Annotated in this window: 20 protein-coding genes; 13 read left to right on the forward strand and 7 right to left on the reverse strand. The window is 54.7% G+C overall.

What is annotated here, in order from left to right; all coding sequences use genetic code 11:
* The first annotated feature begins 158 nt into the window (after window positions 1-158).
* Together eat and FEM54_RS00555 are read left to right on the forward strand one after the other, a co-directional pair.
* On the forward strand, window positions 159-1523 hold the full coding sequence (eat, locus tag FEM54_RS00550; RefSeq protein WP_017136084.1) for an ethanolamine permease: 1365 nt from the start codon (window positions 159-161) through the stop codon (window positions 1521-1523).
* Between the two features lie 111 nt (window positions 1524-1634).
* Window positions 1635-1802 (forward strand): DUF2897 family protein, encoded by a 168-nt coding sequence (locus tag FEM54_RS00555; RefSeq protein WP_017136085.1) that lies wholly within the window; start codon window positions 1635-1637, stop codon window positions 1800-1802.
* A gap of 6 nt (window positions 1803-1808) precedes the next feature.
* Here FEM54_RS00555 and FEM54_RS00560 read toward each other — a convergent pair whose 3' ends face one another.
* Entirely contained in the window at window positions 1809-2657 is an 849-nt protein-coding gene (locus FEM54_RS00560; protein ID WP_138449011.1) for an urea carboxylase-associated family protein, read from the reverse strand.
* A gap of 15 nt (window positions 2658-2672) precedes the next feature.
* Window positions 2673-3317 (reverse strand): GntR family transcriptional regulator, encoded by a 645-nt coding sequence (locus tag FEM54_RS00565; protein ID WP_026013604.1) that lies wholly within the window; start codon window positions 3315-3317, stop codon window positions 2673-2675.
* 133 nt (window positions 3318-3450) lie between these two features.
* Between FEM54_RS00565 and FEM54_RS00570 the strand changes: the two genes are divergently transcribed.
* Window positions 3451-4029 carry a TetR/AcrR family transcriptional regulator gene (locus tag FEM54_RS00570; RefSeq protein ID WP_099549088.1) on the forward strand — a complete coding sequence of 193 codons (579 nt, stop codon included), beginning with the start codon at window positions 3451-3453 and terminating at the stop codon, window positions 4027-4029.
* Window positions 4030-4056: 27 nt separating this feature from the next.
* On the opposite strand, the gene FEM54_RS00575 is transcribed toward FEM54_RS00570, so the two are convergent.
* Together FEM54_RS00575 and FEM54_RS00580 are read right to left on the reverse strand one after the other, a co-directional pair.
* On the reverse strand, window positions 4057-4389 hold the full coding sequence (locus FEM54_RS00575; RefSeq protein ID WP_017136089.1) for a ComEA family DNA-binding protein: 333 nt from the start codon (window positions 4387-4389) through the stop codon (window positions 4057-4059).
* 111 nt (window positions 4390-4500) lie between these two features.
* Window positions 4501-6495: a polysaccharide biosynthesis protein gene (locus FEM54_RS00580; RefSeq protein ID WP_099549089.1), complete on the reverse strand. Its 1995-nt coding sequence runs from the start codon at window positions 6493-6495 to the stop codon at window positions 4501-4503.
* A 1189-nt stretch (window positions 6496-7684) separates the two neighbouring features.
* Here FEM54_RS00580 and wecB point away from each other — a divergent pair.
* From wecB to FEM54_RS00630, 10 genes are all read left to right on the forward strand, one after another.
* A complete protein-coding gene (gene wecB / locus FEM54_RS00585; RefSeq protein WP_099549090.1) occupies window positions 7685-8824 on the forward strand; it encodes a non-hydrolyzing UDP-N-acetylglucosamine 2-epimerase in 1140 nt (379 codons plus the stop codon).
* Window positions 8821-10086 carry a UDP-N-acetyl-D-mannosamine dehydrogenase gene (gene wecC, locus FEM54_RS00590; protein ID WP_138449013.1) on the forward strand — a complete coding sequence of 422 codons (1266 nt, stop codon included), beginning with the start codon at window positions 8821-8823 and terminating at the stop codon, window positions 10084-10086. Before wecB ends, wecC begins: the two co-directional genes overlap by 4 nt.
* A 136-nt stretch (window positions 10087-10222) precedes the next feature.
* Window positions 10223-11467, forward strand: coding sequence for a hypothetical protein (locus FEM54_RS00595; RefSeq protein ID WP_138449015.1), 1245 nt, complete (start codon window positions 10223-10225; stop codon window positions 11465-11467).
* A gap of 2 nt (window positions 11468-11469) precedes the next feature.
* Window positions 11470-11931 (forward strand): serine O-acetyltransferase, encoded by a 462-nt coding sequence (locus FEM54_RS00600; RefSeq protein ID WP_026013606.1) that lies wholly within the window; start codon window positions 11470-11472, stop codon window positions 11929-11931.
* A 16-nt stretch (window positions 11932-11947) separates the two neighbouring features.
* Window positions 11948-13570, forward strand: a complete 1623-nt coding sequence (locus tag FEM54_RS00605) for an O-antigen ligase family protein (protein WP_138449017.1) — start codon at window positions 11948-11950, stop codon at window positions 13568-13570.
* A complete protein-coding gene (gene asnB, locus FEM54_RS00610) occupies window positions 13570-15411 on the forward strand; it encodes an asparagine synthase (glutamine-hydrolyzing) (protein WP_138449020.1) in 1842 nt (613 codons plus the stop codon). The genes FEM54_RS00605 and asnB overlap by 1 nt, the downstream gene beginning before the upstream one ends.
* A 60-nt stretch (window positions 15412-15471) precedes the next feature.
* On the forward strand, window positions 15472-17100 hold the full coding sequence (locus tag FEM54_RS00615; RefSeq protein ID WP_138449022.1) for a heparinase II/III family protein: 1629 nt from the start codon (window positions 15472-15474) through the stop codon (window positions 17098-17100).
* 7 nt (window positions 17101-17107) lie between these two features.
* Window positions 17108-18286 (forward strand): glycosyltransferase family 4 protein, encoded by a 1179-nt coding sequence (locus FEM54_RS00620; protein WP_138449024.1) that lies wholly within the window; start codon window positions 17108-17110, stop codon window positions 18284-18286.
* A 2-nt stretch (window positions 18287-18288) separates the two neighbouring features.
* Complete coding sequence (locus FEM54_RS00625; protein ID WP_138449026.1) at window positions 18289-19248, forward strand: UDP-glucose 4-epimerase family protein; 960 nt, start codon at window positions 18289-18291, stop codon at window positions 19246-19248.
* Window positions 19245-20261: an MraY family glycosyltransferase gene (locus tag FEM54_RS00630; RefSeq protein WP_017136099.1), complete on the forward strand. Its 1017-nt coding sequence runs from the start codon at window positions 19245-19247 to the stop codon at window positions 20259-20261. Before FEM54_RS00625 ends, FEM54_RS00630 begins: the two co-directional genes overlap by 4 nt.
* Before the next feature lie 60 nt (window positions 20262-20321).
* On the opposite strand, the gene FEM54_RS00635 is transcribed toward FEM54_RS00630, so the two are convergent.
* From FEM54_RS00635 to FEM54_RS00645, 3 genes are all read right to left on the reverse strand, one after another.
* Window positions 20322-20549 carry a LapA family protein gene (locus FEM54_RS00635; protein ID WP_026013607.1) on the reverse strand — a complete coding sequence of 76 codons (228 nt, stop codon included), beginning with the start codon at window positions 20547-20549 and terminating at the stop codon, window positions 20322-20324.
* A gap of 19 nt (window positions 20550-20568) precedes the next feature.
* Window positions 20569-20862, reverse strand: coding sequence for an integration host factor subunit beta (gene ihfB / locus FEM54_RS00640; RefSeq protein ID WP_003172657.1), 294 nt, complete (start codon window positions 20860-20862; stop codon window positions 20569-20571).
* Between the two features lie 132 nt (window positions 20863-20994).
* Window positions 20995-21279 (reverse strand): hypothetical protein, encoded by a 285-nt coding sequence (locus FEM54_RS00645; RefSeq protein ID WP_017136101.1) that lies wholly within the window; start codon window positions 21277-21279, stop codon window positions 20995-20997.
* Window positions 21280-21391 lie beyond the last annotated feature (112 nt).

The following is a 21391-nucleotide window of genomic DNA, read 5'->3' on the forward strand; positions in this document are numbered from 1 at the left end:
GGCCACCACCGCACCCATCTGGTGCGACGTCGAAAAAATTCAAACGCCAAACCGTCCCCATGGCGACAGTTCGGCGCCTTTACGACATGAGTTCGCGCAATGGCATGGCCGCTGCAACACCCAGTAATCATTCCAACCCGTTCAGGGAGCGCCACACGATGAACACACAACTCAAACCCACCTTGGGCACCCTGCATTTATGGGGCATTGCCGTCGGGCTGGTGATTTCCGGCGAATACTTTGGCTGGAGCTATGGCTGGGGCGTGGCCGGCACGCTGGGCTTTTTGGTGACCTCGTTGATGGTCGCCGCCATGTACACCTGCTTTATATTCAGTTTCACCGAACTGACCACCGCGATTCCTCACGCGGGCGGGCCGTTCGCCTACAGCCGTCGCGCCTTTGGCGAGAAAGGCGGTTTGATCGCGGGCCTGGCGACCTTGATCGAATTTGTCTTCGCACCACCCGCGATTGCCTTGGCCATCGGCGCTTACCTGAACGTGCAGTTCCCGGCACTCGATCCGAAACACGCGGCTGTGGGGGCCTACATCGTGTTCATGGGCCTGAATATCCTGGGGGTGAAGCTCGCCGCGACCTTTGAACTGGTGGTGTGCGTGCTCGCCGTCGCTGAATTGCTGGTGTTCATGGGCGTGGTCGCGCCGGCGTTCAGCTTCAGCAACTTTGCCCTGAACGGCTGGGCGGGTTCCGACACCTTTGGCGCACCGGCCATTGCCGGGATGTTTGCGGCCATTCCTTTCGCCATCTGGTTCTTCCTCGCCATCGAGGGCGCAGCCATGGCAGCTGAAGAGGCGAAAGATCCCAAGCGCACTATTCCAAAAGCCTACATCAGCGGCATCCTGACCTTGGTGATCCTGGCCATGGGCGTGATGTTCTTCGCCGGTGGCGTGGGCGACTGGCGCACCCTGTCGAACATCAACGACCCGCTGCCGCAGGCGATGAAAAGTGTGGTGGGCACCGGCTCTGGCTGGCTGCACATGCTGGTGTGGATTGGTCTGTTTGGCTTGGTGGCAAGCTTTCACGGCATCATCCTCGGCTATTCGCGGCAGTTCTTTGCCCTGGCCCGTGCTGGTTACTTGCCGCCGTTCCTGGCCAAACTGTCGCGTTTTCAGACACCGCACCGGGCCATTATCGCCGGCGGTGTGGTCGGTATCGCCGCGATCTACAGCGACGGCCTGATCAACCTGGGTGGCATGACGCTGACCGCAGCGATGATCACCATGGCGGTGTTCGGCGCCATTGTGATGTACATCATGAGCATGCTCAGCCTGTTCAAGCTGCGTAAGACCGAACCGCTGCTGGAACGCACCTTCCGCGCACCGGGCTATCCGATCGTGCCGGCTATTGCGCTGGTATTGGCGCTGGTGTGCCTGGTGGCCATGGCCTGGTTCAATGCGCTGATCGGCTTGATATTCCTGGGCTTTATGCTGGCGGGGTTCATCTACTTCCAGCTGACCGCCCAAGACCGTGCCGACGCACCGGCTGATGCGATGTTGACCGGGCGCTAAGGTTAACGAGGCGGAACAGGCCTACAATGAACTACTCAGAACGCCTGTTACTCAAAGCCGTTATTAGCGTGGGAACATCCTCCGACGCTGGTCCGCCTCAAGGAGAGCCTTATGCCGTGGTATGCGTGGTTGATTTTAGTGGTAGCGATCGGGTCGATCGTCGGTGGGCTGCTGATGCTGCGTGACAGCGCCAACAAGGTGGAACTCACCGACGAACAACGCAAACGCGTGGTCGAGCGCAACGCCCAGGCGGACGCCAAGGATGCGCAGGACCGCTGAAGCAGGTTATTCCCAGGCTGCCTTGGCAATATGCAAGCCGTGCTGCCCCTTGTAGGCAGCACGCTCAGGCTGGCTCCAGCCGTTGAGCAACTCCTCCTCCAAGCGATAGATCTCTACGCCCAGCGGGCGGCACACGGTCAATGGGTCTTGCGCGTCCGGCCCCCACATCGGTAGCGACAAGTCCCCGCCCGGGCACGTCGACAATGCGCAGAGCAAATCAATCTCGGCAAAAAACTCCAGGTAATCGCCCTTCTGCGCCGGGCAGGCTTTCATGAAGTACATGTCGTCATGATTAAGGCCGGTGCACTGGAAAATATTCAGCACATCGTGCACGTCAAATTCGGTCAGGCCATGGGGCAGCACGGCGCGGGTCAAGTTGGAATGGCAATGGTGGTGGAAGTCTTCGCCGGTGAGCATGCGGTTCACATACGGGTCACAGCGAGTGCCGAGCAAATCGTGCAGGCGCCCACCGTGTTCATCGATGCCGTAGCCCGCCAGGCTGTCATCAGTGATGGTCACCAAGGGGCGCAGAAACGGCAGGTTCGACCATAGCCGGTCATGGGTACTGACATGGGCGCCCTGCAACTGCCGCGTGCGTGCCGCCCATAGGCGTTCGCGCGGGTCATTGGCGTTCCACACATTGAAATCGCCGACCTGTGGCCCTACCGGCGTTGTCACGCGAAACACATGCCCGGCCGGCACTTTCCACGCCCTGCCCGTGCGAATCGGCACTTCAAACTGCTCGATCAATGTGCGTTTACCCGCCTGGTCGCGAATACGTGCGTAGAAGGCCGTGTCCACTTGCAGCGCCGAGCCTTTGCTGACCTGATAGGCAGCCGGATAATCTTTGTACATGGGTGCAATCCTCCATCAAGGGTAATCAAACAGCGCCAGGGACAGCTGTTCAGAATCGTGCAGATAGAGGCTCATCGCCTCCTGCGCAGCTGGTTTATTGCCCTGCGCCAGCAAGGTGTAGATCTCACGATCACGCTCCAGCCAGGGCGACTGAAAACGTTGTTCATCGGGCGCTGCACAAAACACCAGGCGCAACTGAGCAATCACTTGGGCGAAAAACTCATCGAATAAAGGGCTGCGCATCAACCCGACAACGTGCTGGTGGAACACCAGGCTATGAGTGGCAACGGCGCGCCAATCTTCGCGCTCTCGCGCCAGCGTGGTGGCGTCGATGGCATTTTGCATACGCACGTCGTGGTCGCCCGTCAGCGTGCCACTCTGGGCGATGGCCTGCAGCTCAAGGGTACGGCGGACCACAAACAGGTCACGCACGTCGTCGCGCGCCACACGCCGGACCATCACGCCCTTGTTGCGCACATAACGGGTGAGCCCCTCCTGCCCCAAACGGTGTAACGCTTCGCGAATGGTATTGCGCGAGGCGTTGTAGCGCTTGACCAGGTCCACTTCGACCAGCGCTACACCTGGCAGCAGCCGCCCACCCATGATGTCGGCGCGCAGTTCAAGGGCAATCTGATCGGCTAGAGACAAGCTGAGCGTCATCATGGCACCTCGATTGTTGAACAATTCATGCAACGGATGTAATCACTTTTCATGCCAAGCCCGCTGAATACTGTCTCTATGGGTAAACAGGTTCGACTCCGCTAAAATGCGCACTCGTTCTCGAGGCCGTCCTATGCGTTATTCAACAGACCACAAAGCCCAGACTCACCAACGCATCATCAAGGAAGCCTCCGTACGATTTCGCCGCGATGGTATTGGCGCCACCGGCCTGCAGCCCTTGATGAAAGCGTTAAACCTGACACACGGCGGGTTCTACGCGCATTTCAAGTCCAAGGATGAACTGGTGGACAAAGCTCTTCTGGCCGCCGCCGCAGAGCTGGATGCCCATTGCGCAATGTTGTTCAGCCAGAAACGGCCGCTGGATGCGTTCATCGACAGCTACCTTTCGCAATGGCACCAGACCTCGCCGGGTGAAGGCTGCCCGCTGCCCACGATGTCGTCGGAGCTGGGCCTGCGAGGGCAGCATAGTCCGGTAACGGATGCGGTACTTGAAGCCAGGTTGACGCAGATCGACTCAGCATTGGAGCACCCAAAGGGGGAACACGAGAGCCTGGTACTGATGTCGACATTGGTGGGCGCATTGGTGTTGGCCAGAAGCGTCGAAAACCCGGAACTGGCAGCCCATATCATGGAAGTGGTACGCGGGTGTTTGAAAGAACAGGTCTCGGACAAACAGAAGGCCGGTCAATGACCGGCCTCTTGCCCAGGATTTACACCCTTAGTTGATTGCCAGCCTGTCGCGGTTTTTCTCCAGCAACGCCTTACCGATGCCTTTGACTTCCAGCAACTCGTCTACCGCCGTGAAAGGCCCGTTGCTGTCGCGATAGGCGATGATCGCCTTGGCCTTGGCGGCGCCAATACCGAACAGGTCGCGGCGCAGGACTTCAGCGTCGGCGGTGTTGAGATTGACCTTGGTGGATTGCTCGACGTTAGCCATCTGGGCCGTGATAGGCGCCGGGGCTTCGGGTTTGATGGAGGGGGCTGCGGTGGTTGCTACGGAGAGGCTGGTGAGGACGGCAAAGATCAGGGAAGAGATATAGGCGTTTTGCATTGGTGACACTCCATGACATCGGTAGAAGAAAAGCAGCTTTCCAAAAGCTGCTTTTCTAACTTAGGCGATGTGGGGAGAGAGTCAAAAACGGGTGAGTAACAGGGTGTTAACTCACGGCTCCAAACGGCGCTGCTGGTAGATCCAATCGACGATTTCGCCGTCGGGCGAGTAGCCACTGACGGTCTCGCGCAGGATCTGACGCACACGGGTGTAGTCGTCCTCACTCACCGCGCCGAGCAATTCGCTCAGTTTGCTTTTGAGTACGTCCCACGCCAAGTGATCCTCGTTGGCGCTCATAATCATCGGGTGCTGGGTAGCGACGACGTTGTTGCCGATCAGCAACTCCTCGTAAAGCTTTTCGCCTGGCCGCAATCCGGTGAACTCAATCGCGATATCCCCGAGAGGGTTTTTATCCGTGCGTACACTCAGCCCGGATAAATGAATCATCTTTTCCGCAAGCTCTACAATTTTTACGGGCTCACCCATGTCCAGAACGAACACGTCCCCCCCCTGCCCCATGGAACCGGCCTGGATCACCAGTTGGGCCGCTTCGGGGATGGTCATGAAATAACGCGTAATTTTTGGGTGTGTGACGGTCAATGGACCGCCTGCCTTGATCTGCCGGTGAAAAAGCGGAATCACTGAGCCGGAAGAACCCAGTACATTGCCGAACCTGACCATCGTGAAGCGCGTTTTGTTTACGCGGGCCACGCCAGACTTGTCGCCAAACATCACCGGCGCTTTTTCAACGCTGAGGGCTTGGAGGGCTAATTCTGCAAGGCGCTTGGTACTCCCCATCACATTAGTGGGGCGAACAGCCTTGTCGGTGGAAATCAGCACAAAGTTCACCACACCGGCCTTCAAGGCTGCCTGGGCGGTATTCAAAGTACCAATGATGTTATTCAAGACACCTTCGGCAATGTTGTGTTCGACAATCGGCACATGTTTGTACGCAGCCGCATGATAAACCGTGTCGACGTGCCAGCTCTTCATAACATCAAGTAATTTATTCTCGTCGCGTACCGAACCCAGAATAGGCAATAACTTAATGGGCATTGACTCATGCGCAACGCGGTGTTCAAGTTCGGACAGGATACTGTAGAGGTTAAATTCGCTGTGTTCGAACAAGAGTAAGGTCTTGGGTTTCTGCGTCAGAATCTGCCGGCATAGCTCAGACCCGATCGACCCCCCTGCTCCCGTGACCAAGACCGACTGGCCAACGATACAACGTGCAAGCAGGTCTTCCTGGGCTGGCACTGCATCACGCCCCAGCAAGTCGGCAATATCGACTTCCTGAATATCGTCGACCTTGACGCGGCCACTGGCCAGGTCCATAAAATCCGGAACACTGCGCACATGCAGCGGAAAACGCTCCAAGTTCGAGAGAATCTCACGCCTGCGCCCGCGGCCCGCCGAAGGCACTGCGAGCAATATCTGCTGAGCGCCTGTTGTGTCGATCATCTGCTGAATATGCTTGGGCTTGAACACCTGCAGCCCAGAGATGACACGACCTGCGATACTCCCGTCGTCATCGATAAAGGCGACCGGCCGCATGACACGCCCCATGCGCAACGCAGCAACCAATTGATTACCCGCCGAGCCGGCTCCGTAAATGGCAACTTTCGTCAAGCCATCATCACGATTGGTAAAGGGAACATGCTGTGCTGCAGAGAACCAATCCCCCATGAAGTACTGGCGCATCGCTAGTCTCAACCCGCCTACGGTAACCAGGCACAACCACCAATAATTGAAAATAACCGAGCGTGGAACAACGTATTGATGGTTGCTGTAAAGATAGACAGCCAAGCCAAGAATAAGTGAAGAAAGGCTCACCGCCTTGATAATAGTAATAAGTGCATCGTTACCAAAGTAACGCATGACGGCGCGGTACATGCCAAAGCGAACAAACAGGGGAATGGCAATAACCGGAGCGCTCACGAACAGCCATAAGTATCGCTGGATCGGTTGTTCCATCTCGGCAATTCCAAGCCGTACGACGAAGGCCAACCATAATGAAATCCACACCAGTACAATATCGACAAGCACCTGAAGAATGCGCTTGTGGCGGCGCGGCAGATTTAATAAAAAAACTCTCATCTTATCCATGCCCCTCTCCAACACTTTTCCACGCTCCTAGAATCAAAACCCTGCCCGCGAATAGACGAAAATAGCGATCCACAATGAATAACCCGCACTGAACAAAAATCGTACAGACGTGGCAACTGCATGAAAATCTCCTTTCAGAAAAATCGCACTCCTTTGACGACCTTTCCTTGGGTTAATAACCCCTATTCTGTACAGAAAATACCACGGTGGTACTCGACACCTACAGTAAACACCATAGATGGGATGATACCCTTGTTGTGTCGGAAATCCTTTGAAATCCTTTCTCAGCCCCAAAAAAAACCAGGACGGGTAGGCACTGACCCCTACGAAACCGCGGGGTTCGAGCGCTCACGAACAAAAAATGGCGAACACCTGACAAGCTGCTAGGCTTGGCCCGAGACGTTGAGTTGCAGCCGTATCATTAGCTAGCACAGCAACAGTATCGTATAGCAAAATGTAACAAAAATGGTCACCCTTAAAACAATACGAGAGAGGCTGATGCCACCGTCGATGTTCATTAATGGTATAGCTGGACTCTAAGTCCCTTAATCTAGAACGTCTCGCGAATGCCCTTTTAGAGCCAGTCGAACAGCTGTTCCATTCCAATCTTGGAAAAAACACGCCTAAAGAGGCTATACTCCGCAACGCGTTCACCTGCGCCGCTACAGCGGAAAGCGCTGTAGGAAAAATCTGTAAGCATCCGCCGCGACAAAATAATGACCGGATCACCCGCACTTGACGGTTGACTTTAATCATAGAGATGCTAATCCGCGATCATGTTTTAACGAAACTAACCAGCCCCAATGCAAGCCAATTTTTGCCTTGGAGCCGAATGGGAGGGATACTTTAGAGTATGCGCACTACTTGCTGAGTGATCATCGCAGGTGTACATACGCACTGCCAAACGGGACGAAAGGAGGACGCCCGAGAATTTTCACTAGACCCAGGCAAATGGCTTGGAATTCGCACGAACCTCAACTCACGGGCCTGCAACTGCCTGCGAGTGGAATTCCAAAAAATAACGCATGCACAACTATCAGATGTCATGTTTCCACTATCTGATTGTGCTGTCCCGCGGCCCTGCGCCCTGGCATAGCGTGTGCAAAAACGTATCACAACTGACGGCACCCTAATCCGCGGATTATGACGTAAGCGTGCATTGATTTTTACTTTAAGTAGCGGTGTTGCGATGACTTTAAGAACCCTGTGTGTATTCGGCACACGACCTGAAGCAATCAAAATGGCTCCCTTGGCGTTGAGCCTTGCAGCAGATGAGCGCTTCACTGCCAAGGTCTGCGTGACTGGACAGCACCGAGAAATGCTCGACCAAGTGCTCAGTCTCTTTGAAATCAAGCCTGATTTCGATTTGAACATCATGAAGTCCGGCCAGGATCTGACCGATGTCACGAGTGCCATCTTGCAGGGAATGAAAACTGTCTTCGCAACCTTCAAACCGGATATTGTCCTGGTCCATGGCGACACAGCGACGACGTTCGCCACCACATTGGCCGCTTACTATCACCAAATTCCTGTGGCTCACGTCGAAGCCGGCCTGCGCACCGGAAACCTCTATTCTCCGTGGCCTGAAGAGGCAAACCGCAAGCTGACTGGCGCTCTTGCGGCATTGCACTTCGCACCCACTGAAACGTCCAGGCAGAATTTGCTGAGAGAGGGGGTCGCAAGCCAAAGCGTCCATGTGACCGGCAACACTGTCATTGACGCGTTGCTGGATGTGGTGGGCCGAATCAAGACCCGTCCTGCCCTGCAACAGCAATTTCACCAGCAGTTCTCGTTTCTGGGCGATTGCCAGCGAGTGATCCTGGTCACGGGTCATCGCCGCGAAAGTTTCGGCGGTGGCTTTGAGAATATCTGCCAGGCCTTGATCAATACGGCCCTGGAGTTCCCCGATGTCGAGATTGTGTACCCCGTTCACCTGAATCCGAATGTACGCGAGCCAGTCAATCGCCTGCTCAGCGACATCCAGAATATCCATCTGATCGAACCCCTGGATTATCTGCCCTTTGTGTATTTGATGGATCGCTCTTATCTAATTTTGAGTGATTCAGGTGGCATTCAGGAAGAGGCCCCCTCTTTAGGTAAACCTGTGCTGGTGATGCGTGACACCACAGAGCGTCCAGAGGCGGTTGACGCGGGCACAGTCAAACTTGTCGGGACTGAAATTGAGGCCATTACCTCTAACTTGAGAGTCTTGCTGACTGATGTTGAAGCCTATGGCCAGATGAGCTTCGCTCACAACCCCTATGGTGACGGAAAAGCATCCGCACGAATTCTCGATGTACTTTCACGAATTAAAAAGGCTAATTCATGAGCTTTGAAACTGTTTCTGTAGTCGGCCTCGGCTATATAGGGCTTCCGACGGCAGCTGTTTTCGCTGCACGTAAGAAAAAAGTCATTGGCGTCGACGTCAACCCGAACACAGTTGCAACCATCAACCGCGGCGAAATCCATATTATCGAACCGGATCTGGATATCGTCGTACGGGCCGCCGTTACCGAAGGCTATTTGCGGGCAACTCTAACCGCAGAGCCGGCCGATGCCTTCCTGATTGCCGTCCCGACACCGTTCAAGGGCGATCACGAACCCGATCTTTCCTACATCGAATCAGCCAGCCGAGCCATTGCTCCCGTCCTGAAAAAGGGTGACTTGGTCGTGCTGGAATCAACCTCCCCAGTCGGGGCTACCGAGCAAATGTCTGCCTGGCTGGCAGAAGCCCGTCCGGACCTGACATTTCCGCAAACCCATGGCGCAGAGTCGGACATCCGCATAGCGCATTGCCCCGAGCGCGTGCTGCCGGGTCACGTACTGCGGGAGTTGATCGAAAACGATCGCATCATCGGCGGGCTTACCAGCAAATGTTCAGAAGCAGCGCGGTCTCTGTATAAAACATTCGTTGAGGGTGAATGCATCATCACCGACGCCCGCACCGCCGAAATGTGCAAACTCACAGAGAACAGCTTTCGCGACGTGAATATCGCGTTTGCCAATGAACTGTCGATGATCTGCGACGAACTCAACATCAATGTATGGGAGCTGATCCGCCTTGCGAATCACCACCCTCGCGTTAATATCCTGCAACCTGGCCCCGGTGTGGGCGGTCACTGCATCGCTGTCGACCCCTGGTTCATTGTCAGCAAAACGCCCGCCCTCGCACGCCTGATCCGCACCGCAAGGGAAGTGAATGACAGCAAGCCAAAGTGGGTATTGGAGCAGGTTCAACTGGCTATCGGTCAATTCCTGCAGGAACACCCGTCGAAAACCGCCAAGGACGTTACGGTTGCCTGCCTCGGGCTGGCCTTCAAGCCGGACATCGACGACTTGCGTGAAAGTCCATCCTTAGAGATCACCGCACACATTGCCCAGTCCCATCCCGGTACTGTTCTGGCGATTGAACCGAATATCGCGCACCTGCCGGCTCGCCTTGAAGGTATTGCAACCCTGAGCGGAATCGATCAGGCGCTGTCATCTGCGCACGTGATTGTCCTGCTGGTCGATCACAGCGTATTCAAGAAAATCCCGAGCGCACGCCTGTCCTCGCTCAAAGTCATCGACACACGCGGTGTGTGGGCTTGAAAAAAGCTTGATGAATACCGCTTGGAAATCGACGCAAGCCGTTAGTATTGCGTCGGTTTCCGAGCACCGAGCTGGGCACGTTTGTTAAATGATCATGCAATTGCATTTGTCATGATGAGGTTCAAGAGGTTCTGGCATGGTCAATTTATTGATCCAGGTGCTGACACTGATAAGTGGCCTGGTTGTTAACTTTGTGATTCCCGGACTTTACGGCTTGGAAGCGTACGGCGCATTCATCAAGGCCAACGTGCTGGTATTTTTATTTCAAAAACTGTTGGATATCGTCAATGAGCAGCTGATTGCCACCGTGGAGGCCGAGTACATTCTGGTGACTTCATTATTTATGGCCGTACTGATTTTTGTACTGTTCAGCGCTGTGAACCTGATTGACCACATTGGCAACCCACTCCTGCTTGGGGTGATGCTTTTGAGCTCGGCATGCCTGTTATCGCTGTTCGGGCTACGCCTGCAACGCTGGATCGTGGCCTACCTGGTGCTATTTCTTGGCGTGTTTTTCACGCTCCTGTTTATCAGCTACCAACAAATAGTCTCGCTGACTATCGTCGACATACTGATTCTGACCAACTTGATTCCGTGCGCGTTTGCGGTAGTGGTGCTTTTTTTCAAAGGTGCGAAACTGCCCGTCGGCAAACAGCTGCTGCAGACCTGCCAAGGTGTGCTGCTGTTATTACCCAGAATGATATCCATCACCCTGGTGTTCAATCTGTTCACCAACATCTTGCCCTTCATTCTTTCCAAGAGCCTGCCCGTGCGCGACCTTGGATTGTTCAGGGTCATCGTCTCGATCATTCAATCCGCTACCAGCCTGTTCCCCATCAACGTCAGGGCAGTGTTTGTCGCCTTCGTCTCGGGCGGGCAACGCCAAGCGCAATATAGAATCATCACGTCGATCGCTATTTTCTACTTCGCGTTGGTAGGCTTATCGGGGTACGCAGCGGTTTGGCTGTTCCCTCAGTACTCGAACTATCTGGTGATGCTGCCCTGCCTGCCAGTGCTGTACTGGGCAGTGGTAACAGAGCGCTATCTGGTCGCCTCCGGCCTGCACCGTAAAGTCATCGTGGCAAACCTTGTCATTGCCCCACTGGCCATAACGAGCATGATTCTGTTTGTCAAAGACTTGAACCAGGCACAGTTGTTCTACGCTATCGGGTTCTCGGCCTACTTGTTGTTCCTGCACATAAGCTGCCGTCCAGGCATTCGCTTGCCGGTAGTTTTTTGGGTCGCCTTACTCTCTCCCCTGACTATCTTTTTGACACACATCAGCCTGGTCTGGGCCGTGCTGTATATGTGCTCGCTCATGATCATTGCAGTGGGAGCACTCCAGCTTCGACCCGCTGATCTTCGCACGCTGAGGTTTTAACCGTGAACGCAGTAAAACTTTATCGAGTTGGAAACTGGCTGCACCGGCGTCGAGTGCCGTTATTACCAGGCCTTGTTCGAAATGTGATTTTCCTACTGTTCAACTCTTACATTCCAATTACCGCAACGATCGGAAGGGGCACGATATTCGCCTATGGCGCGATCGGCGTTGTACTGCACGCAAATGCCAAGGTTGGCGACGGCTGTGTGCTGGGCCAAGGCATCACCATCGGCGCCGCTGAGGGTTATGTCACCAGCGAGATCAATCGCTGCCCCGTCATCGGTGACAACTGCTACATAGGGGCCGGGGCAAAGATCATTGGCGATATCGTCATCGGCAATAACTGTCAAATTGGCGCTTCAGCGGTCGTATTGAAAGACGTGCCTGATAATTCAATCGTTGTGGGAATACCCGCAAAAGTGATTGGACAAACAGCCAGCGACTATAAAGCCATACGCCCTTGAACAATGGAGTACCGCAATGCGTCAACCTGACTGCGTAAAAAATTCCATGGCGATCACGGCGGCAGCGCTCATCGCCATTTTATTTATGCTGGATCCTGGCGTGCTTTTCTACACGGCCATTATCGGCAGCGCTTTATTGGTATTGACGGCCATCATGTCGCCTTGGCTGGGTTTATTGGCGCTATTCCCATTGGCCTTTGCTCTCCACCCCGCGCCCACTTCGTTGGGCGCTCAGGAAGTGGCGTTTGCTGCCCTGCTGGTGGCGGTATTCCTCAGCGCATTGATCAAATTGCTCCGTACTCTGGGTTTTACATCGGTCCTGCGCCTGTTCGCCGCGCCATTGCTAATAGGCCTTGGGTTTCTAGTGCTGAACCTGGTTGTAGCGATGTACCACCATGTTCCGATGACTGATTGGCTCAGAGGGGTCGTGCCCTTTCTGTTTATCTATGCACTGATCCCGATCTGCGCTCTTGTAGGCCGCGAAGAAAACAACGTTCGTTGGCTCGGCGCTTCGGTGGGAACCCTGATTTTATTGACCGCAGGCTACATCGTTTTCTATTACTTCTATCACGGTCTGTGGCAGCCGTACTGGACCCTTGAGGTCAACGGGGAGATGGTAAAAATCCCTTATGAAGAAGCGCTGCGCAACGTTAACGCACAGGGCCCAATGCGTGATCGCATCACCATGGTGCTGGCGCAAGCAACCGACGCGATCCTGCCGCTGGGCATGGTGCTCGGCTATGTCGTCGGCACGCTGACCCCTGACCGAAGGGTTGCATGGATCAGTGGCCTGATATCGCTGCTATGCACAGCCGCCGTGCTGATCACATTCACACGAAGCATGCTGATCAGTGCACTTCTCGTCATTGGCTTGTTCGCGCTCTATACCTTTTTCGCGCGCAGGCACTTATGGCTAAAAGTAGTATCCGGCATTGTCATTCAAGCGCTGTTTTGCCTTGTGTTTATTTTTGCCACCGGCATGCAAGACGTATGGCTCGGGCGCATGAACTCCCTGGCGAATACTGCATTACCTATCGCAACCTCTTCCATTGCGTCCATGGGAGAGAAACACACGCAGCCTGACGCTGCGGCGCCTGTAGTCTCCGAGTCCAAGCCCGCTGCCAACGAGAAGCAGGACTTCAACGTCTCTTCCCGGGTACAGGAATATAAAATCGCCTGGCGCATGTTTCAGGACCACCCCGCGCTAGGCAATGGTATCGGGATCAAACACGAGATGCGCTGGGAGAAGCCCGGCGGTGATTCATTCACGGAGTCAGTTGGCTATATCCATAACTGGCCACTGTACATGCTGATGGTCGGCGGCGTCTTAGGGCTGCTGATGTACATCACTGTCCTAGGTGCTCCCGTTTTATATCGGTTCACCACTCTAAAGTCCGACCCCGCTCACCTCACCGTGATTCGCACGGCGGTCATAACGCTGGCGATCTACGGGTTGTTCTTCGCGGTGTTTCGCCTGATCTCTTTCAACTTACTGCTCGCAGCAGCTTGGGGCGTAATGCTGGCGCATAAGCATTCAAATCAAATGATGGGTACCGCCTTGCCTGACGGGCATACAGCGTCACTCTCCAACACCAGGCCGGAAACGGTCGTCAAAGACCCCAGGGAGACGTCGGTATAATGTGTGGCCTCAGCTTTTTTGCAGTCAAAGACGGTGTACCCGAGACCCAGGCCCAAATGGAAAAAAGCCTGGCGGTTACACGGCACCGTGGCCCGGATGCATCCGGCACCTATTTCGCCAGTGTCGCGGGCTATCAGGTAGGGCTAGGACACAACAGGCTGAGCATCCTGGATTTGTCACCGACTGGCAGCCAGCCGATGTTTGCCGACAATCATGGTGTAAGTATCGTGTTCAATGGCGAGGTGTTTAACCATCACGAATTGCGCCGGCAACTGATCGAAAAAGGCTATACCTTCAAAGGCACCTCCGATACCGAAGTTATCCTGCAATTGTACGTAGAACATCAAGAGCAGGCCTTTGCACTGCTTGAAGGCATGTTCACGTTTGTCATATTGGATGAGCCGCGCCAAAAAACCTTTCTGGTAAGGGACGTCGTTGGCATCAAGCCGGTGTATTGCTACACCGGCGTCGACGGCTTCTACGCCTGCTCAGAAATCCGCGGCCTGAAATGTTTTTCGCAGGTAAACACCGACATAGACCCTGATGATGTCTTTGAGTTTTTCAACAACGGCTTTCTCTACGAGCCCAACACCGGCTACACATCCATCAAGAAACTGATGCCCGGTAGTTACCTGGCGTTCGACCTGGCAACCGGCAAGATGACAACCCAGCGTTACCAGAGCGCCATGAGCTTCAAGACCGAGCAAAGCCTCGTGCAGGATGTGCGTTCTGCCGTGACGCGCCAATTGGAAGCGGACGTCCCGGTCGGGGTATTTTTCAGTGGTGGCGCAGACTCCAGCATCCTGGCAAGTTTCACCGGTGATGCTGACTTATTTTTTGCACAGTACGACGCAACGGACGACTCCGCTGTCGATACGAAGTTTTCCGCCAGGATCGCCGAACACCTTGGCAAAAAGCTGGTGGTCACGGAGATTCTCGACTCAGATATAGACCCCTTCGAGTCCATCGACTTCGTCGCTGCCAACACCGAAGAACTGGTATCCGACTATACGTTCTGGGCAACCTACCGCTTGTCCACCGAAGCCAGGAAAAGTGGATATACCGTCATGCTCAGTGGCATGGGCGGAGATGAGGCGTTTGCAGGTTACCCACGCTACACAGTACTCAAGCATCACACACTCATCAGGCTGCTGTATCCCGTATTAAGTGCACTGCTAAAACTCAAGTTATTTCCAAAGCGGCTCGACAAAAAGTTCGAACGGTTGGTGTCCTATGCTCAGGAAAACTATTGGCCCCTGGCGTATTCGCGCATGCTGGGGTACTTCTCCCGCCAAGAGTTGCAGGGCTTTTTTCGTGACTACAACGAGCTTGAACGACACTACAAGCAACGCCTGTCCGGCGTAATGGATCAGTACAGCGGCGCCGTTGAAGACAAAGTCAAATGTGCACAGCATTTTGACCAGACAGGCTTCTTGAGCCATAACCTGAGTGTCTCGGACAAGGCCAGTATGTTGGCCAGTATCGAACTGCGCGTTCCGTTGCTGGACGAGCGTGTGGTGGCCAGCGGTCTTGCAACCTCAAGTGCAGATTTGCTTAAAGGCGGAGCGCCAAAGGCCCCACTCAAACAGCTCCTGAAAAGTCTGCTTCCCGCCTCATTGGTTGATCGCCCCAAAACAGGCTTCAACCCACCTCTGGATGGCATTATTCAACGCATAGGCCAACAACGCCTGCTCGCCGAGTTCGAGCGCATCTACACCTATGTGGCCCGAGGAGAGGTGGAAAAATTAGTGAACAATCATTTTTCAGGCAGCGCAAACAACACCTACAAACTCTGGCAGGTGTTGTACTTCGAGCGCTGGCTGAAAATAAATTTCCCTTAACTGGCGTCAGTCAATACTCACTACTTTAACTTTCAAGTGACTGACCTAAGCAGGACGTTGATGCAACGAATAATCAAGCTCTACCACACCGTTAAAATGCTGCGATTGAAGCAGGTTGTTTACCGTCTTTACTATCGCTTCGCTAAAGTTCGGCCTTTTTCGGCGCAAGGCTTTACCCGGCGCCCCGGAATTAACCTGGCGAAGGCTCCCCATTGGTGTGCCTCGCGCTTCGGTGCCGACGAACAGTTTGAATTCATGGGCCTGACGGCGCCGATTGATTGGCACGATCAGACACGCCCGAAAATTTGGCAATACAACCTGCATTATCTGGATCATCTGGCCTCTTCAGGCGAAGACCGAAGAGACTTCGACACGCGCCTGGTCAACAGTTGGATCACAAACAACGCCCCCTTTCATGGATGCGGCTGGGAACCCTACACGCTCTCTTTACGCATCGTAAATCTGATCAAGTGGCTGCAACAACAACCGACCCTGGAACCGCACTGGCTGGACAGCCTGGCTACACAGGCCCACGCGCTGTCCGAACAGATCGAATATCACATTCTCGCTAACCATTTGTTCGTGAATGGCAAGGCACTGGTGTTTGCCGGGAGCTTTCTGAACGGCGATCGGGCAGACAGCTGGCTGTCCAAGGGTTTGAAGATCCTTGATGAGGAAATCAAGGAGCAGTTTCTGGCGGACGGTGCGCACTTCGAACTTTCACCCATGTACCACGCGTCTCTTCTTTGGGACATCTGCGACCTGCTGAACCTGGCCACTCACTCCGAGCTGCCGGAACTTAACATTCGCAAAAACCAATGGAAGCACCAGATTGAGCAAGGCCTGGTCTGGTTACGCAGCCTCCAGCACCCGGATGGTGGCATTGCGTTCTTTAATGACTCGGCATTCGGCATTGCACCCACACTGCTCGATATAGAGGCGTACGCGTTTGAATTGGGATGCCGTGCGCCCAATGACATGCCCACCGCTACGATTGCAGCTGTACACCAGGCTGAAAGTGGCTACGTGGCGATCAATTTTGGCGATCAGTGCAAAGCATTGTTGAACCTTGCGCAGGTTGCGCCTGATTACCAGCCAGGTCATACCCATGCGGACACCCTGAGCTTCGAACTCAGCCTGTTTGGACAGCGCGTGTTCGTCAACTCTGGAACGTCTCAATACGGCGAAGACGCGGAACGTCAACGGCAACGCAGCACGGCAGCGCACAACACAATAGAAGTGAACGGTGAAAACTCATCTGAAGTCTGGGCCGGATTCAGGGTCGCACGACGCGCACGCACCTGCGTGGGTAAGCTGGAACACACAGTCGACACCGTACGTGTCAGTGGCAGCCATGACGGCTACCTGCGTCTACCGGGGAAAAACCTGCACGTTCGCGAGTGGGTTGCGATGGCCGGTGAATTACAGGTGATAGATTCCGTCTCCGGCACATTTGATCAAGCTGTATCAAGGCTATTTTTACACCCTGATATCCGCACCACTCAACAAGGCAACACGGTAACGATCACCCTGCCCGGCGGTCAGGTCGCTGTCGCGACACTAGAGGGCGCAACCCGGATCAATGTGGTGTCTTCCACATGGCATCCGGAATTCGGCAAGTCTGTTCCCAATCAGTGCATCGTCGCTGAAATGTCGACAGACAAACTGACCACCCGCATAACCTGGTGAGGCTTACGTGAAACTTTTGATTTTGAGCTTTTACTACCAGCCTGATCTGTCAGCCGGTTCATTCCGCACGACAGCACTGGTAGACGCACTTCTGGAGCAACTCCCTGCAGACGCCCATATTGAGTTGATCACAACCCTGCCGAATCGCTACAGCTCCTTCAGCAGTCAAGCCCCGGAACTGGAGAAGCACCCGAGGCTCACCATCCGCCGAGTGGCCCTGCCTGGCCACAAGAGCGGGATGGTCGATCAAGCAAGAGCGTTTCTGGTGTATGCCAACGCTGCACGCAAGATTGTGCGAAACCAAGACTACGATCTTGTCTATGCGACTTCTTCACGCCTGATGACCGCTACGCTGGGAGCGGTGATCGCACGCACAAAACGAACGCCGCTCTACTTGGATATACGCGATATCTTTGTCGACACGATCAAGGATGTGCTGTCCAAAGAAAAAGTCTGGTTGCTTAAACCCTTATTATCGCTGGTTGAACATTTTACCATTCACTCGGCGCAAAAGGTCAACCTGGTCTCTGAAGGTTTTCTTCCTTACTTCAAATCACGCTATCCCGACCAACGCTACTCCACCTATACGAATGGCATCGATGGCGAATTCCTGGATGCGCAACCCGTCGCTGAAGAAAAGGTGCCCAGCCCGATCCTGGACATTGTCTATGCGGGAAATATCGGTGAAGGCCAGGGGCTGCACAACATTATCCCCCAACTGGCCAAACAACTTGAAGGGAAGGTGCGATTCCGTGTGATCGGCGACGGAGGCCGGATCGAGCTTTTAAAACAAGCAATTGTCACTCACGCCTGTACTAACGTTGAACTCTTGAAACCGGTCAAGCGCGAACAATTGATCGAGGCTTATCAGTCGGCGGATGTGCTTTTCCTGCATTTGAACGACCACGACGCCTTCCGCAAAGTCTTGCCATCAAAAGTCTTTGAATACGCTGCACTGGGCAAACCGATCTGGGCGGGCATCTCTGGTTACGCAGCCAGTTTTGTCTCTGAACATATTGAAAACGCTGCCGTGTTTGCGCCGTGTGACGCCGCCGCAGGGATCCAGTCCTTCAAGACTCTCAATATTATGACGCGCCCGCGCCATGCCTTCGTCGAGCGTTTCGCGCGTGGCCGCATCATGCGCGAAATGGCGAAAGATGTTCTTTCACTCACAGGAACTCCTTGATTATGCAAATCCTCCTGACGGGAGCGAGTGGCTTTGTCGGTAGCGGGTTAATCGCGCCACTGCTTAAACGCCAGCACTCGATTACCGCTGCTGTACGCGAGCTCAAGGCCGATCTTGATACGCGCGTCAACCAGCGCCTTATCGGCGGGCTATCCGACGATCAGGATTGGCAGCTGTTGCTCGAGAGCCAAGAAACGGTGATCCACCTGGCCGCCCGGGTCCATGTCATGAGTGACGCATCCACCGATCCACTTGCCGAATACCGGCGGATCAATGTCGAAGGCACCTTAAACCTGGCCCGCCAAGCGGCGGCTGCCGGGGTTAAGCGCTTTATATTTATCAGCTCGATCAAGGTCAATGGCGAGAGCACGGCGACTGGCGCGCCGTATACGGCTGACGGTCCCACAACCCCTACCGACCCTTACGGCATCTCCAAAAAGGAAGCAGAGCAAGGCCTGCGAAAACTGGCTTCTGAAACTGGCATGGAAGTGGTGATCATTCGTCCCGTATTGGTCTACGGACCCGGCGTTCAAGCGAACTTCCTGAGCATGATGCGCTGGTTGCATAAAGGCCTGCCCTTGCCCTTTGGCGCCGTGAACAATCGACGCAGCCTGGTTGCCCTGGACAACTTGATTGATTTGATTGTGACGTGCACCGAGCACCCCGCTGCCGCCAATCAAACCTTCCTGGTCAGTGACGGGGAGGACCTCTCGACCACAGCGCTTTTGCGTCGAATGGGAACGGCTCTGAACAAGCCCGCACGCTTGCTACCTGTGCCGAGTTGGTTGCTGCAAACCGGCGCCACTGCGCTGGGTCGCCGGGCACTCGCTCAAAGGCTATGCGGCTCCCTGCAGGTCGATATTGGCAAGACCCGCGAACTGCTGGGCTGGACACCGCCGAGCAGCGTTGACCAGGCACTGAGTAAAACAGGTAAACACTTTTTGGAACGGCAAACTAAATGAATATGTGGTGGTTGTTACCGGCTGTGACGATTGTCGCACTCCTTTTAACGGGGGCCTTGCGTCATTACGCTCTGGCTCGAAGCCTGATCGACATCCCGAATGCGCGCAGCTCGCACGTCGTGCCTACGCCCAGGGGCGGTGGTGTCTCGATCGTCGTCAGCTTTCTGTTAGCGCTATTGCTGACTGCCAGCCTTGGCCTGATTACATGGCCACTCACGTACGCATTATTCGGCGCCGGGACCGGCATCGCGGTATTGGGTTTTTTGGACGACCATGGCCATATCAGCGCACGTTGGCGCCTGCTAGGGCACTTTATAGCCGCGGCATGGGCACTGTTCTGGATCGGTGGCCTGCCGCCGCTGGTGGTGGCGGGATTCGCCGTCGACTTGAGCTGGATCGGCCATATGCTGGCAGCGGTCTACCTGGTATGGCTGCTGAACTTGTATAACTTCATGGATGGAATTGATGGAATAGCCAGCGTCGAGGCTATTTGTGTATGCCTTGGCAGTGCGCTGCTCTATTGGCTAACAGGTCATGAGCTGATCGCGTTTACACCGTTATTACTGGCGTTTGCAGTGGTTGGCTTCCTGTATTGGAACTTCCCAAAAGCCCGTATCTTCATGGGCGATGCGGGCAGCGGGTTCCTCGGCATCACGCTGGGGGTGCTGTCGCTGCAAGCGGCCTGGGTCTCGCCGCAGCTACTGTGGAGCTGGCTGATCCTGCTGGGTGTGTTTATCACTGATGCGACATGGACCTTGCTGCGCCGCCTGCTCAGAGGCGACAAAGTCTATGAGGCCCACCGCAGCCACGCCTACCAGTTCGCTTCTCGCCAGTTCGGTAAACACGCACCCGTTACCCTGGTGGTAGCGGCAATCAACATTGGATGGCTGTTACCTATGGCGCTGCTCGTGGGCAACGGCACGGTGGATGGCTTTCTGGGACTGCTGGTGGCCTATCTGCCGCTGATAGCGTTGGCGGTAAAGTTCAGGGCTGGAGAGAAAGAACCGAATTGAACCAGTGCAAAGGGGCGGCGATCGCCTCCCCTTCCTTCCACTCATCAATAGTGGCCAGGATCAAACTCGAGTCTTGCGCCGCGCCCTGGCAACCCAGGCCATCAGTGGGCCAACAAGCATTCCGACCAATAAAGCGAGCACTACGAAAACAGAAATTGGTAACTGCGGGGCTGTCCAACTCAGGAACTGCAGAGAAACCGACTGTTGATTTTCCAGCACAAATGCCACGATGCACAGCAGCAGCACCAACACTACCAGCATTGCAATAACACGCGTCAATCTACTCATGCCCACTCCCTCACGAGTATCAAACCTCGTCTTCATCCTCATTAACTCGATCGCGCAATTCCTTGCCCGGCTTGAAGTGAGGCACAAACTTGCCGTCAAGGCTGACGGATTGCCCGGTTTTCGGGTTGCGACCCACTCGCGGTGCACGGTAGTGCAGGGAGAAACTGCCAAAACCACGGATCTCAATCCGATCCCCGGTAGCCAGGCATTGGGACATCTGTTCAAGCATAGTCTTGATAGCCAGCTCTACATCCTTGGATGAAAGCAGCCCTTGATGGGTGACAATTCGTTCGATCAACTCCGACTTCGTCATATTTTTCCCTTCTTTTTCAAGCAGCTAGGAAAAGCGCTTCGAAGGTTTTAGCATGACTTGGTGAATTTGAACAGCCCACCTGCCAACTTATCTGCAGCATAAACGGATACCCGGAACACATGCTTGACCCCCTCAATTACAGATCACCAACATGGTACGAGTGACAGCGCCGGCAGGGTTCCAGCCGAACAGATAGTCACCCTCCTCGTCCTTGGCATCACTGGATCGGGTGATGACCTTGTAGCCCTGCATCTTGCACTCCCGGGCAGCGCGCTTCTCACACTTGTCCCAGTTGCTGCCAAGGCCCGAGCAGTCGATCTCAATGCCGCTGACGCCGCGCTTGGCGTGGGTTTTGGCACTGGTGGCAGTACAGCCTGCCAGCAGCACCACTGCAAATAAAACGATAAGCCTGTTCATTCAAATCCTTATTGAAACAACAACACAGCGGAGCATTTGTTAAGAACTATAGTCAGCTCTGACACTGGGCTGCACGCCTTGGTTCTAACTTGTTGATTCAACGAATTTCAGG

This window comes from Pseudomonas edaphica (genome assembly GCF_005863185.1).
GTDB lineage: Bacteria > Pseudomonadota > Gammaproteobacteria > Pseudomonadales > Pseudomonadaceae > Aquipseudomonas > Aquipseudomonas edaphica.